The organism is Streptomyces sp. NRRL WC-3605, assembly GCF_001509795.1.
In the GTDB taxonomy this organism is placed as follows: domain Bacteria; phylum Actinomycetota; class Actinomycetes; order Streptomycetales; family Streptomycetaceae; genus Streptomyces; species Streptomyces viridochromogenes.
Window position 1 is genome coordinate 207,442 of sequence record NZ_LLZN01000045.1, and the last position, 13,412, is coordinate 220,853.

10 protein-coding genes are annotated in these 13,412 nt (G+C 72.3%); 2 read left to right on the plus strand and 8 right to left on the minus strand.

What is annotated here, in order from left to right; genetic code table 11:
- Positions 1 to 40: 40 nt before the first annotated feature.
- The 7 genes from ADL34_RS11015 to ADL34_RS11040 all read right to left on the minus strand — a co-directional run bounded on the left by ADL34_RS11015 (position 41) and on the right by ADL34_RS11040 (position 8,655).
- Positions 41 to 1,135, minus strand: coding sequence for an ABC transporter substrate-binding protein (locus ADL34_RS11015; protein WP_062672390.1), 1,095 nt, complete (start codon positions 1,133 to 1,135; stop codon positions 41 to 43).
- 412 nt (positions 1,136 to 1,547) lie between these two features.
- Positions 1,548 to 2,579, minus strand: coding sequence for a LacI family DNA-binding transcriptional regulator (locus ADL34_RS11020; protein WP_062672388.1), 1,032 nt, complete (start codon positions 2,577 to 2,579; stop codon positions 1,548 to 1,550).
- A gap of 285 nt (positions 2,580 to 2,864) precedes the next feature.
- Entirely contained in the window at positions 2,865 to 3,032 is a 168-nt protein-coding gene (locus ADL34_RS36345; RefSeq protein WP_179199377.1) for a hypothetical protein, read from the minus strand.
- 24 nt (positions 3,033 to 3,056) lie between these two features.
- A complete protein-coding gene (locus ADL34_RS11025; RefSeq protein ID WP_062672386.1) occupies positions 3,057 to 3,413 on the minus strand; it encodes a PRC-barrel domain-containing protein in 357 nt (118 codons plus the stop codon).
- A gap of 143 nt (positions 3,414 to 3,556) precedes the next feature.
- The gene (locus tag ADL34_RS11030; RefSeq protein ID WP_062672384.1) at positions 3,557 to 6,832 is read right to left on the minus strand and encodes a family 78 glycoside hydrolase catalytic domain; all 3,276 of its coding nucleotides are present in this window, start codon (positions 6,830 to 6,832) and stop codon (positions 3,557 to 3,559) included.
- A 171-nt stretch (positions 6,833 to 7,003) separates the two neighbouring features.
- The gene (locus tag ADL34_RS11035) at positions 7,004 to 7,291 is read right to left on the minus strand and encodes a hypothetical protein (protein WP_062672382.1); all 288 of its coding nucleotides are present in this window, start codon (positions 7,289 to 7,291) and stop codon (positions 7,004 to 7,006) included.
- Positions 7,292 to 7,635: 344 nt separating this feature from the next.
- Positions 7,636 to 8,655 (minus strand): LacI family DNA-binding transcriptional regulator, encoded by a 1,020-nt coding sequence (locus ADL34_RS11040; RefSeq protein WP_062672697.1) that lies wholly within the window; start codon positions 8,653 to 8,655, stop codon positions 7,636 to 7,638.
- A gap of 117 nt (positions 8,656 to 8,772) precedes the next feature.
- Between ADL34_RS11040 and ADL34_RS11045 the strand changes: the two genes are divergently transcribed.
- Complete coding sequence (locus ADL34_RS11045) at positions 8,773 to 9,624, plus strand: phytanoyl-CoA dioxygenase family protein (RefSeq protein ID WP_062672379.1); 852 nt, start codon at positions 8,773 to 8,775, stop codon at positions 9,622 to 9,624.
- Positions 9,617 to 11,038 (plus strand): sugar porter family MFS transporter, encoded by a 1,422-nt coding sequence (locus ADL34_RS11050; protein WP_062672377.1) that lies wholly within the window; start codon positions 9,617 to 9,619, stop codon positions 11,036 to 11,038. Before ADL34_RS11045 ends, ADL34_RS11050 begins: the two co-directional genes overlap by 8 nt.
- Positions 11,039 to 11,092: 54 nt before the next feature.
- Here ADL34_RS11050 and ADL34_RS11055 read toward each other — a convergent pair whose 3' ends face one another.
- Entirely contained in the window at positions 11,093 to 13,399 is a 2,307-nt protein-coding gene (locus ADL34_RS11055) for an FdhF/YdeP family oxidoreductase (RefSeq protein WP_062672376.1), read from the minus strand.
- Positions 13,400 to 13,412: the final 13 nt, after the last annotated feature.

The window sequence follows — 13,412 nt, forward strand, 5'->3', positions numbered from 1 at the left end:
GAGGCGAGGGGGGCACGGTCGCCCGTGCCCCCGGGGTGGATCAGTACGCCTTGGCGATGTCCGTCTTGGCGTTGTCCGCGGTGTACGCGCTGTCCTGGATGATGATGTCCTGGGGGACGTCCTTGCCCTGGGTGAAGGTGTCCAGGGTCTGGAACGCCAGCGGCCCGAACCGGGGGTTGGACTCGATGACGCCGCTGATCCAGCCGTCCACGATGCCCTGGACGGCGTTGCGGGTGCCGTCGACGGTCACGATCTTGACGTCGCCGGCCTTCTTGCCGGCGCCCTTGAGCGCGGCGACCGCGCCGAGGCCCATCTCGTCGTTCTCGGCGTAGATGCCCTTGATGCCGGGCTTGGACTGGATGAGCTGCTCGGTGACCTGCTGGCCCTTCTCGCGGGCGAAGTCACCGGTCTGCTCGAACACCACCTTCAGGCCGGGGGCCTTGGCGGCGATCTGGTCCTTGAAGCCCTTGGTGCGCTCGGTGGTGACGTTGTTTCCGGCGGAGCCGAGCAGGATGGCGACCTCGCCCTTGCCGCCGGTCGCCTCGATCATCTGGTCGGCGGCGCGCTTGCCCTGCTCGACGAAGTCGGAGGCGATGAAGGAGACGTAGTCCTTGCAGGCGGTGGCGTTGATCTTGCGGTCGATCGTGACGATCGGGACCTTCTTGGCGGCGGCGGCCTGGAGCACCGGGTCCCAGCCGTCGGAGTTCAGCGGGGCGATGACGAGCAGGTCGGCGCCCTTGGCGAGCAGGTCCTGGACGTCGCTGATCTGCTTGGAGAACTGCGACTGGGCGTTGGCCGTCAGCAGCTTGACGCCCCGCTTCTTCGCCTCGTCCTTGATGGACTGGGTCTCGGCGATGCGGAACGGGTTGGCCTCCTTCTCCGACTGGGAGAAGCCGACGGTCGCGTTCTTCAGGTCGAGCTTCTTCGCGCCGTAGGCGTCGACGGTGCAGGACTTGCTGCCCGGCTTCGGCGTGACGACCTTCTGTTCGGCGCCCGCGGCGGCCGGGGACTTCGTGTCCTTCGACGCGTCGTCCTCCGACTTCGCGCAGGCGCCGGCGGTCAAGACCACCGCGGCGGCCAGGGCCACGACCCCGGGGCGGGCGAAGAGGCGAGGACGGTGAGTGGTGCGCTGCATGGTGACCCCGATCCGGGCGACGCTGAAAGGGAACTGGGGAGTCGACGCAGGTGAGGAAACGGTGCCTCTCCCCCGGCGGGCAACGTTGTCCAGCCCGCCGCAAGAGGTTTTTACATCGTTGGAAGGACGCTGTAAACCCCTTGTGCAGAGAGCCGTGCGCCCAAGACCGGGAAAGCGCGCGGCGGATGGGCGGGGACGACCACCGCGGGGCGACGCCACATGGGCACGCGGGCGCCGACGAGCACGTATCGCGGGCATGCCGAGCGCCCCCGACGGCCGGTCGGCCTGGGGGATGTCCGGTACCGGGACGGGCCCGGCGCGCCCCGTCGCCGAGGCGTCACGAGCCGGCCCGCACCGGCGCGGCAGCAGCGGGGAAGCCGCTGGAGGCGGCGTCACGGGCGCGCCCGGCCCGTCAGTTCTCGGCGCCGCCCTCCCGCCCGGCACGCCCGAGCGTGCTCTCCCGGGCGACCAGGCGGTAGTCCGCCCAGACGCGCCGGGGTTCGGGCGCCTCGCCGCCCAGCCGAGCGAGGACGGACTCGACGGCGAGCCGTCCGATGGCCTCCTTGTCCGGGGACACGGAGGTCAGCGTGACCGCGCCGAAACGCCCCTCGACCACGTCGTCGAAGCCGACGACCGCCGTGTCCTCGGGGACGCGCAGCCCACGCTCGTACAGCACACGCATCGCGCCGATCGCCATCAGGTCGTTGTAGGCGAAGATCGCGTCGGGCCGCCGGCCCGAGTCGAGGATGCGGGTCATCGCCGCCGCGCCGTCGGCGTGGCCCCACCCCTCGGTGGCGGCCACCAGCCCGTCGTCGGCGGGGAGTCCGGCGGCGGTGAGCTCCTCGCGCCAGCCGCGCACCCGCAACTGTGCGGTCTCGCTGCGGCCCCGCCGCGCCCCGATGAAGGCGACCTCCCGGCGCCCCAGGTCGAGGAGGTGCCGGACGGCGGCGCGGGCGGCGGCCACGTTGTCGATGGCGATGTGGTCGTACGGCAGCTCGTAGTCGCGCTCGCCGAGGAGCACCAGCGGGACGTTCTCCGCCCGGTCGAGCAGGTCCTCCTGCTCCAGCTCGATGGGGCTGAGGATGAGGCCGTCGATGACGCGGGCCCGGAACCCCTGACTGACCAGCACCTCTTGTTCGCGATGTCCGCCGGTGTGGTCGAGGAGAACGATGTAGTCGTGGGCGGCGGCCGCGTCGATGACGGCGGCGGCCAGTTCGGCGAAGTAGGGGTTGCCCAGTTCGGGCAGGGCCAGGGCGATGATCCCGGTGCGCCCCTTGCGCAGATGACGGGCGGCCAGATTGGGCCGGTAGCCCAGCGCGTCGATGGACCGCTGCACGCGTTCGCGCATGGCGGGGGTGACGTGCTGGTAGTTGTTCACCACGTTGGAGACGGTCTTGATGGACACTCCTGCGTGGGCGGCGACGTCCTTGAGGCTGACCCGCACGGCATTCCTTTCAGAGCGGCCCGACTCGGGTGGTCGGTGCGGGTACGGTGTCGTCACCGTGCGCCTGGCGCCGAGTCCCTGCTGGATATTTACAACGTTATACAGGCACGTTATACAGGCGACGTCCGCGCGCTGACAAGGAGTTGTACGGGCCAACGGCGCGATGATGTCACGCCCGGCGCACGCCAGGCCGAGGGGGCGCGTTCGAGGCGCGCAAGCGCTTGCCGTCACGCCGGGTCGCACGCGGGCGCGCGCGAGGTACCGGCCACCGGACGCCGGGACCGTTCAGCGGGTGGGACGACGGCCACTCCGCCGGATACGCAGACCGACGTAGAGGAAGGCGACGATCGCGAGGAGCACGCCGATGAGCAGCAGATAGAACAGACCCTTGGCGAGCACCCCGATGAAGCCGAGCACGACGGCGACGAGGAGCAGGAACAGGAACAGTGCCATGGGGGCCTCCGCAGGGTGGTGCCGTCAGCGGCGGGCCAGCCGCCGTTCGCCGGCGGCCCCGGGCTGATAGGCCAGCTCGTAGTGGGCGAAGACGGCCTTCTCGTCCTCGGCGGGCAGGACACCGTCCATGTCGATCGACGGGGCGTCCCTGACCAGGTTCTTCGGGTACGCGACCTTCAGGTACCCCGGGCCGACCGTCGCCCCCACCAGGGGGACGAACACCAGGCGGTGCCGGGTCGGCATGCCGACCGTGACGGTGGCGAAGTGGGGGGCGTCGGTCACCGTGTCCACGTAGACCGACTCCAGCTTGCCGATCTTGCGCGCCTCCGCGTCGACCACGTCGTGGCCGCGCCACTCCCGGATGTCACCGGCCTCGAACATCGGGTTCCTCCGCTCGTCGTTCCTTCGGTTCGCGTACCCCGTCCGGGGCTCTCCTCACGGTCACACCGAGAGGACGACGGGGCACTTCCGCCGCCGGGCGGCCGGGGGGACGCTCCCCCGGCCGCCCGGCCCCCGCATCTGGGTCAGCCGCGGGCCCGGAAACCCCAGGTGCCGTGCGTGACCCGGTGGACCGCGAAACCGCGGTCCATCCGCAGGTACCGGGCACCGCGCGGCGCCGTCACGTCGTCCGGCCCCGCCGCCGGGACGTGCACCTCGGCGACCGCGCCCACCGGCACCTCCACCTCCATCCGGAAACCGGTCGCGGTCCGCTTCCAGGAGACGCCCGCGGTGCCCCGGACGGTGCGGATCGACGTGCGGGCCCAGTCGACACCCGTACGGGCGTCCGGCCGTACGGAGAAGGTGGCGTACCCGGCGTCGCCCGGCCGCAGACCGGCCACGTTCTCGTACAGCCACTGCGCCACGGTGCCCTGGAAGTAGTGGTCCCGGGAGCGGGAGTCCCGCGGCCACATCTCCCACATGGTGTCCGCGCCGTTCTCCTGCCAGTACCCCCAGCCGGGGTAGGTGCGCTGGGTGGCCACGGCGTGGGCGACGTCCGGCCGTCCGCCGTCGCACAGCACCCGCAGCAGCACGCTGGTGCCGAGCGCCCCCGTGTCGAGGTGGTTGCCGCGCGCCTCGACGTCCCGCACCAGGCTGGCGAACACCGAGGAGCGGGCGTCCTCCGGCACCAGGCCGAAGGCGAGAGGGATCGCGTTCGAGGTCTGCCGGTAGCCGGGGTCCTTGGCGGTGCGGTAGTGGCCGTCCGGGCCGAGGAACTCCGCGTTCAGGGCGTCCTTCAGCCGCCCGGCCGCCTCCCGGTACCGCGTGGCCACGGCGTCGTCGTGCAGCACGTCGGCCAGCTCGGCGGTGATCAGCAGCGCCCGGTGCAGGTACGCCGTCGCGGTGAGCCGGGTGTCCTCCGGCGGGTTGCCGCCGTAACCGGGGGCCAGGTAGTCCCCCAGCGCGGTGACGGCGAGGCCGTCGCGGAGCCTGGCCAGTTCCCAGTCCAGGTAGCGGGTCAGCGCCGTCCAGTGCTCGCGCGCGATGCGCTCGTCGCCGTACACCCGGTAGAACTCGCGGACGACGAAGGGGTACACCGTCGTCCACTCGGGGGACGGGCCGAGGTCGCCGTACCCCCAGCCGCCGCTCGGCACGATCACCGGGAGCTGCCCGGCCGAGGTCTGGCTGTCGGCGATGTCGCCGAGCCACTTCGCCAGCATGCGGTGCATGGCGAAGGCGTAGGTCATCACCGGGGTGCCCAGTTGGGCGTCGCCGGTCCAGCCGTTCTTCTCGTACACGGGGGTGTCGGTCGGGATGCCGTGCATGTTGTTGAGGATGGTCCGGCGCATGGCCCGGTCGAGCCACTCGTAGAAGGGCTCGGAGCACGCGAAGGAGCTGACCTCCTCCAGCGGGGTGTGCACCAGACGTCCCAGGATCTGGTCCGTGCGGGGCGTGCCGGGCAGCCCGCCGATCTGGACGTACCGGAAGCCCTTGTACGAGAACGAGGGCTCCCAGGTCTCCTCGCCCCGGCCGGCGCAGACGTACTCGTCGCGCTGGAAGCGCCCGGGGACGAGCGGGTTCTCGGCGAGGACGGTGCCGTCGTCCTTCAGCTTCTCGCCGTAGGTGAGGGTCACGCGGGTGCCGGCCGGGAGGTTCCGTACGGTGATCCGGGCCCAGCCCGCCATCGTGCGGCCCATGTCCACCACATGGTCGCCGGAGGCGAGGCGGGTGATCCGCTCCGGCCGGAACGACTCGACGACCTCGATGCCGTCGTGGGGCTGCGCCTTCAGCCGCCCCTTCGGCGCGTCCCTGACCTCGACGGCGCGCCAGCCGGAGTCGTCGAAGCCGGGGCGCGTCCAGCCGGCGGGCGCACGGCGTGCGTCGTACGTCTCCCCCGCGTACAGGGAGTTGGAGAGGGTGGGGCCCTCCGTGATGCGCCACCGCTCGTCGGTGACGACGGTCGTGGTGGACCCGTCGGGGTGGTCGATCTCCAGGCGCGCGACGAGGCGGGGCTCGGAGTGCCAGGGCGCCCGGTTCCAGTTCCACGCGTTCGGGGTGGTCATGCCGTAGAACCCGCGGCCCAGGGTCACGCCGATCGCGTTGGCGCCCCGGCGCACGAGATCGGTGACGTCGTGGACGGCGTACAGCACCGTCTCGTCGTAGTCGGTGAAGCCGGGGTCGAGCACCTGGCGTCCGACGCGCCGGCCGTTGATCTCGGCTTCGTGGTACGCGAGACCGCTGATCCGCAGGCGGGCCCGGAGCACGGCGCCGCGCACCTGGAACTCCCGGCGCAGCAGGGGCGCGGGCAGCTCGGGCGTGGTGACGGTGACGTCGTTGCCCCAGGGCCCCTGGCCGTAGGGGGCGAGCACGACGGCGGCCGCCCAGCCGGAGTCGTCGAACGCGGGGCTCTGCCAGTCCTGTTGCTCGCTGTCGGCGGCCAGCCAGTGGGCGTCCGTGCGCAGTTCGAGGGTCTGCCCCGACGCCGTCCCCACGATGAGCCGGACGACGAGACCGGCGGGATTGGCGGACGGTCCCGGTCGGTTGGTGGCCTCGACGGCGAGCACGAGGTCCCGGCCCGCACGGACCGCCTCCCCGGCCTCCCGGGTGACATCGGCGGTGCGGCCGGCCCGCCAGCCGTCCTGCTGCTCGGGGGCGTGCAGCACGCGGCGGCCGTCGAGGTGGAGCGTGAAGTCGTCGTCGGCCGTGGCGACCACGGTGGCGCTCACCACGTCGGTCCCGTCGGGCAGTTCGAGACGCGCCCGGAACCAGCGCGGGCCGACGGGGGCGTTCTGGGTGGTGGCTCCGGGGGCCCAGATCCACGAGGCGCCGGTGAGGTCCGGTGGCCGGGGGGTGGCCTCGCCGATCCAGTGGGCGCCCCACTCGTCGGGTGACATCGTTGTCTCGAACCAGCGCGGGGCGCTCCAGCCGGACGCCCTGCCCTCTCCGTCCCAGACCTTGACCCGCCACTCGTACCGGGTGCGGGGCGCGAGCGCCGGACCGCCGTAGGGCACGCCCACGCTGTTCTCGGAGGTCACCGTGCCCGAGTCCCAGACGAGCGAGCGCGCCCAGTCCTTGCCGCCGGTCCGCACCTGAATGCGGTAGGCGCTCTGGCGTGCGCCGTGCCCACGGGACTCGGCCTCCCAGGCGAGCATCGGGCGCGCGACGTCGGTTCCGAGGACGTTCTCCTTGTGCTCTACGGTCGTGCGGACGACGCGCAGACCGGTGCCGCCGGCCTGACCGGCCTCACCGGCCGGGGCTGCGGACGCGGACGCGGTGCCCGCGGCGGACAGGAGGGGCACTCCCGCCCCCACGGTGCCCGCGGTGGCGCGGAGGAAGGTTCTGCGGTCCCAACTTCCCGGCATGCTCGCTCCTTTGGTCGCATCGCCAACTCCATTTGGTTTCCGTTGAGTTGACCGCCCGGCGTTTCACTGAAACGATTCAATCCCTCGCCTACGGATCCTATGGGCGGCCTGCGCGCCGCGACAAGAGGTGTGCACGGGGCGAGCGGTGCGCGGGAGAACGGCGGGTAAGGATCAGCCGAGACCGCGGTGGGCGGCCCACAACTCCGCGGCGCGGCTGCCCGCTTCGGAGACCAGGGCCGCCAGTTCCGGCTTGTCGGGCACGGAGAACGAGACGTAGGCGCCGCGCCCGCCCGCCACCGGTCTGCCGTAGGCCTTCACGGCCAGGTGCCCGTCGGGGAGGAGCCGCACGTTGAGGGTCGTCAGCCTGAACGTCTCACCGCGCCGGGTGTCCGTCCAGCGGAGCTCCTCGGGAATCACGACGTTGATCGCCAGAGCGCTTACTTCCAGATCGCTGCTCATGGACGGATGATCCCACGCGGTGCGATCACGACTCGAGTCGCCGAAAGGAACGGGACACTCGGCTTGAGCGCGGGCTCCGCGTCCTCGCCGGACCGGCGTGCCGGTAGCGGACCCTCAGCCGGGGCGTCTTCCGGTGATCGCGGCGTTGCCGGGCCGGAATGCCGTCCGGGCCGCCGAGTTGCTCCTCCGTCCGCTCCGCGACGGTCCGGGTCATCACCCACTCCCCTGCGTACGGCGGCGCGCCTGGCCGCCCGGCCCACCCCGCTCTCGGCGGCAGCGCCGCACGGACGCGCGATGGGTACCCGGCGCTCCCGCGCCCCGCACGGGGAGGTGCCGCCGGGGGCTCACGGCTTCCGGGCGCTGCTCGTTCGCACTTCGAGGTGGTGGGGGACGACGACGTCGAGCGGGGGCACGCCGTTGTCGGGGCTGTAGATGCGGTCGGCGAGGCACTGCAGGGCCCGTTCGGCGAGCTGCCGCTTGTCGGGGGCGACGGTGGTGAGGGGCGGCTGGGCGTAGCGCCCGTCCTCGATGTCGTCGAAGCCGACGACGGCCAGGTCCTCGGGCACGCGCAGTCCGCGTTCGTGGGCCACATGGAGTGCGCCGAGCGCGAGTTCGTCGGTGAACGCGAAGACGGCGTCGGGTGCCGCCGAGGGGTCGTCGAGGAGTGAGGCCATGGCCTGCGCGCCGTCCTTGCGGTGGAGCTCGCGGACCGGGCGTTCCAGCGCGTCGTCGACGACGGCGCCGGCCCGGCGCAGGGCGTTGCGGTAGCCGGTCAGACGCTGGTCGGCGGTGCCGTTGCGCAGGTGGGGCTGGAGGCCGATGGCGGCGATGCGGCGGCGGCCGGTTTCGAGGAGGTGGCTGGTGGCCTCGTCGGCGGCGGCGACGTTGTCGACGGCGACCCGGTCGGCGAGTCCCCGGGGCGGGCGCTCACCGAGGAGGACGACGGGCGCGTTGCGCGCATGGGTGGTGACCTCTTCGGGGCCGAGGGCCCAGGGGCTGATGATCAGGCCGTCCACCAGCCGGCCCTGGGTGCCGTCGAGGAGGCGCCGTTCGGCCTCGGCGTCGCCGAACGTCTGGTCGATGATCACGGTCCACGATCGCTGCTGCGCGGCCTCCACGACGAGGCTGGCCAGTTCGCCGAAGTAGGGCGAGTACAACTCGGGGACGACGAGGCCTATGAGTCCTGTGCGGCCCGCGCGGAGGTTGCGTGCGGCGAGGTTGGGCCGGTAGCCGAGCTCGTCGAGGGCTTGCTGGACGCGCTGCCGGGTGGCCTCGGCGACGTTGCCCGATCCGCTGACGACGTTCGACACGGTCCGGACGGAGACGCCCGCGAGGGCGGCGACATCTTTCAGGCGACTACTCACGGTGGCCATCCTCCCACGCGTCCCGGGCGATCCGACGAGGATGCCCGGAGGGTATTGCAACGTTGCATGCAACGTTGCACGATGAGGGGGTCCGACCGCTGTGCAAGGAGGCACCCCATGACCGCGCACCTGTACCCCGGCGTCGACCCGGCCGCTCTCGACGTCGACGTCCGACCCGACGTCGAGGCGCTCTACGGCGACGGGATCACCGCCCGCAAGGGCGCCTTCTCCGTCGCGTGGGCGGACCGGCTGCGCGAGGACGTCGACGCGGCCTTCGAGGAGGCGCTGTCCCGCCCGGGCGGCGCCGTGGGGCGCGGCCCCCACCGCTACTACGTCGAGATCCACCCCGAGCAGATCCGGGGCTTCGCCGAGCTGGTCGACCACCCGTGGGTCCGCTCGGTGTGCGCCGCCGTGCTCGGCCCCGGCTACCGCGTCGTGGAGCTCGGCTTCGACGTGCCGCTGGAGGGCGCCGTGAACCAGCCCTGGCACCGTGACTTCCCGATGCCGGAGGAGACGCGGCGCGAGCGGCGGCTGACCTCGCTGGCCTTCAACGTCACGACCGTGGACACCGCCGAGGACATGGGGCCCTTCGAGATAGCGCCGGGCACCCAGTGGGACGACAGCCCCGAGTTCGGGCACGGCATGTTCCCGCCCCGCTCGCACTACCCGCGGTACGCCGGGCGCGCCGTGCGCAAGTACCCTCAGCGCGGTGACATCTCCGCCAGGAGCGCCCTGACCATCCACCGCGGCACGGCCAACCAGTCCAGCAAGTCGCGTCCGGTCCTGGTCCTCGGCGTCGACGGACCGGAGGCCACCAACGGCGAGCGGCACGACGCCGCCGTCACACGCGGCTACTGGGAGGCGCTGCCCGAGCGGGTGCGCCGGCACCTGGACGTCGCCGTCGTGGACGAGCTGACGCCCGTCACGCAGAAGCACACCATCGAGGGTCTGGTCATGGGCGATGCCTGAGGCGGCCACCGCCACGCTCGCCGAGCCGGCGGCGCCGGCACGTCCGCCGCGCCAGGTGTACGCGGTGGCGGCCGTCGCCGCGCTCGGCGGCCTGCTCTTCGGCTATGACACCGGCATCATCTCCGGAGCGCTGCTGCACCTGCGGGAGGACCTCGGTCTCTCCTCGCGGGGGCAGGAGATCGTCGTCAGCGTCATCCTGGTCGGCGCCATGGTCGGTGCCCTGTGCTCGGGGCGGCTGGCCGCCCGGCACGGACGGCGGCGGGTCGTGCTGTGGGTGGCCGTCGTGTTCGCGGCCGGGGCCGCGGCGGCCGCCGTCGCCCCGGGCACCGGCACGCTGATCGCGGCACGGTTCGTCCTCGGTCTCGCGGTCGGCGGAGCCTCCAACATGGTGCCGGTCTACATCGCGGAGGTGGCGCCCCCCGCCATCCGCGGCCGGCTGATGGTGCTGTTCCAGCTCATGGTGGCGATCGGGCAGCTGGTCTCCTTCTTCTGCGGCTGGCTGCTGGCCGGCACCGGGGGCTGGCGGCTGATGTTCGGGCTGGCGACCGTGCCGGCGGCCGTGCTGGCGTTCGGCGTCGTGCGGCTGCCGGAGAGCCCGCGCTGGCTCGTGGAGCAGGGGCGCCGCGAGGAGGCACGCCGGGTCCTGCGCGGGCTGCGGTCCCCCGGCACGGACGTCGAGGCGGAGATCACCGCGATCGGCGAGGTGTCGTCGGCGCCGTCCCGGGACGGCTGGCGGGCCGTGCGCCGGCCCTGGGTGCGCCCCGCTCTGCTGATCGCCGTGGGTGTCGCCGCCTTCTCCCAGCTCACCGGCATCAACGCGGTCGTCTACTACGCCCCGGCCATCCTCTCCGACGCGGGCTTCGGCACGTCGGTCGCGCTGCTCACCGGCATCGGCATCGGCGCCATGCTGGTGGTGGCCGGCATCGTCGGCGCGGTCGCGCTGGACGCGGTGGGCCGGCGGCGGACCATGCTGTGGTTCCTGCCGCTGTCGGGGCTGTCCATGGCCGTGCTGGGGCTGGCGTTCCTCGCGGGCGACTCGCCCGTGCAGCGGTGGGTGGTCATCCTCTCGCTGTCCGCCTACATCCTGTTCAACGGCATCGGTATGCAGTCGGTGGTGTGGGTGATCGCCCCGGAGATCCTGCCGCTGGGCGTGCGGGGACCGGCGACGAGCCTGGCAACGGTGTCCGTGTGGGGCTTCGACCTCCTGATCGCCGTCACCGCGCTCACCGCGATCAACACGATCGGCCGCTCGGGCACGTTCTTCGTGTACGCCGCCATGAACGTCCTCTGCGTGATCTTCGTGGCCCTCAAGGTCCCCGAGACCCGCAACCGGTCGCTGGAGGAGATCGAACGGGCCCTGCGCGCCCCGGGGTCCTTCCGGCACAACCTCGGCGGACGGCCCGCCCGCCGCTGAACCAGGACGTACGACGGCCCCGGACGCGGTGATCGCGTCCGGGGCCGTCGCGGGTCACGCCTGCGCGGCACCCACCCGCGCCGGTTCCAGCCGCACCACGATCGACTTGAACGTCGGCTGGTTGCTGTGGTCGGCCACGCTGTCCAGCGGCACCAGCAGATTCGTCTCCGGGTAGTACGCGGCGGCGCAGCCCCGGGCCGTCGGGTACGGGACGACGCGGAAGTCCTCGGCACGCCGCTCGACGTCGTCGGACCAGACGCTCACCAGGTCGACGCGCTGGCCGTCGCTGAGGCCCAGGCCGCGCACGTCGTCCGGGTTGACGAGGACGACGCGGCGGCTGCCGTGGATGCCCCGGTACCGGTCGTTGGACGTGTAGGGCACGGTGTTCCACTGGTCGTGCGAGCGCAGGGTCTGCAGCAGCAGATGCCCCTCGGGCACGCGCGGCGCCTCGGCGCTGTTGCGGGTGAACAGCGCCCGGCCGGTGCCGGTGGAGTAGACGCCCTCGTTGACCGGGTTCATCAGCTGGATGCCGCCGGGGCGGGCCACCCGCCGGTTGTAGTCCTCGAAACCGGGCACGATGCGCGCGATGTGGTCCCGGATCACGCCGTAGTCCGCCTCGAACCGGTCCCAGGCGATGTCGGGCTTGTCGCCGAGGGTGCGGCGGGCCAGCCGGCACAGGATGGCGATGTCGCTGAGCAGCAGCGAGGACGCGGGCCGCAGCCGTCCCCGTGAGGTGTGCACCTCGCTCATCGAGTTCTCCACGGTCACGAACTGCTCGCCGGTCGCCTGCACGTCCCGTTCGGTGCGGCCGAGGGCGGGCAGGATGAGCGCGGTGTCGCCGCAGACCGTGTGGGACCGGTTGAGCTTGGTCGAGATGTGCGCGGTCAGCCGGCAGCGGCGTACGGCCTCCTCGGTGACCGTGCTGTCGGGGGTGGCGCGCACGAAGTTGCCGGCCAGGCCGAGGAAGAACTTCACCTTGCCCTCGCGCATCGCCCGGATCGCGTTGACCGAGTCGTAGCCGTGGGCGCGCGGCGGGTCGAAGCCGAACTCCTCCTTGAGCGAGTCGAGGAAGGAGTCCGGCATCTGCTCCCAGATGCCCATGGTGCGGTCGCCCTGCACGTTGCTGTGCCCGCGCACCGGGCAGGCGCCGGTGCCGGCCCGGCCGACGTTGCCGCGCAGCAGCAGGAAGTTGACGATCTCGCGGATCGTGGGCACGGCGTGCTTGTGCTGGGTGAGACCCATCGCCCAGCACACGACGACGCGCTCGCTGCGCAGCACCTCGTCGCGGACCTGCTCGATCTCCTCGCGGGTCAGTCCGGTGGCGGCGAGGACGTCGTCCCACTCGACGCCGCGCACGTGCCGGGCGAACTCCTCGAAGCCGGTGGTGTCGGCGTCGATGAAGCCGTGGTCGAGCACCTCGCCGGGCCGGGCGTCCTCGGCCTCCAGGAGCAGCCGGTTGACGGCCTGGAAGAGGGCGAGGTCACCGCCGTTGCGGATGCGCAGGAAGCGGTCGGCGATCTGCGTTCCGGGGCCGATGACGCCACGGGGCTTCTGCGGGTTCTTGAACCGCAGCAGCCCGGCCTCGGGGAGCGGGTTGACGGCGATGATGCGGGCGCCGTTGCGCTTGGCCTCTTCGAGCGCGGACAGCTGGCGCGGATGGTTGGAGCCCGGGTTCTGGCCCACCAGGAAGATCAGGTCGGCGTGGTGCAGGTCGTGGAGGCTGACGGTGCCCTTGCCGGTGCCCAGGGTCTCGTGCAGGGCGTATCCGCTGGACTCGTGGCAGAGGTTGCTGCAGTCGGGCAGGTTGTTGGTGCCCAGGGCGCGGGCGAACAGCTGCAGGACGAACGCCGCCTCGTTGCTCGCCCGGCCCGAGGTGTAGAACACGGCCTCGTCGGGGGTGTCGAGCGAGGTCAGCTCCTCGACCATCAGCCCGATGGCGTCGTTCCAGCTGATCGGCTCGTAGTGGTCCGAGCCCGGCCGCTTGACCATCGGCTCGGTCAGCCGGCCCTGCTGGTTCAGCCAGGCGTCGGAGCGGCCGGCGAGGTCGGACACGGAGTGCTCCCGGAAGAAGTCCGCGCCGATCCGCCGGGTGGTCGCCTCGTCGTTGATGTGCTTGGCGCCGTTCTCGCAGTACTCGTTGCGATGCCGGTGGCCCGGGGCCGGGTCCGCCCAGGCGCAGCCGGGGCAGTCGATGCCGTCGACCTGGTTCATGGTCAGCAGGGTCGTGCCGGTGCGCCGGGCCGACGTCTCCTCCAGGGAGTACTCCAGGGCGTGGGCCACCGCGGGGACGCCCGCGGCCCATTTCTTGGGCGGAGTGACGGTCAGGTCCTCGTCCGGCTCGTCGCCGGGCGCCTTCTTCATCGCGCGTCGCCTC

Coding starts and splice junctions, on each gene's coding strand:
- ADL34_RS11015 (WP_062672390.1), bottom strand. CDS start 1,135: ATGCAGCGCACCACTCACCGTCCTCGCCTCTTCGCCCGCCCCGGGGTC.
- ADL34_RS36345 (WP_179199377.1), bottom strand. CDS start 3,032: ATGGCACTGTTCCTGTTCCTGCTCCTCGTCGCCGTCGTGCTCGGCTTC.
- ADL34_RS11025 (WP_062672386.1), bottom strand. CDS start 3,413: ATGTTCGAGGCCGGTGACATCCGGGAGTGGCGCGGCCACGACGTGGTC.
- ADL34_RS11030 (WP_062672384.1), bottom strand. CDS start 6,832: ATGCCGGGAAGTTGGGACCGCAGAACCTTCCTCCGCGCCACCGCGGGC.
- ADL34_RS11035 (WP_062672382.1), bottom strand. CDS start 7,291: ATGAGCAGCGATCTGGAAGTAAGCGCTCTGGCGATCAACGTCGTGATT.
- ADL34_RS11045 (WP_062672379.1), top strand. CDS start 8,773: ATGACCGCGCACCTGTACCCCGGCGTCGACCCGGCCGCTCTCGACGTC.
- ADL34_RS11050 (WP_062672377.1), top strand. CDS start 9,617: ATGCCTGAGGCGGCCACCGCCACGCTCGCCGAGCCGGCGGCGCCGGCA.
- ADL34_RS11055 (WP_062672376.1), bottom strand. CDS start 13,399: ATGAAGAAGGCGCCCGGCGACGAGCCGGACGAGGACCTGACCGTCACT.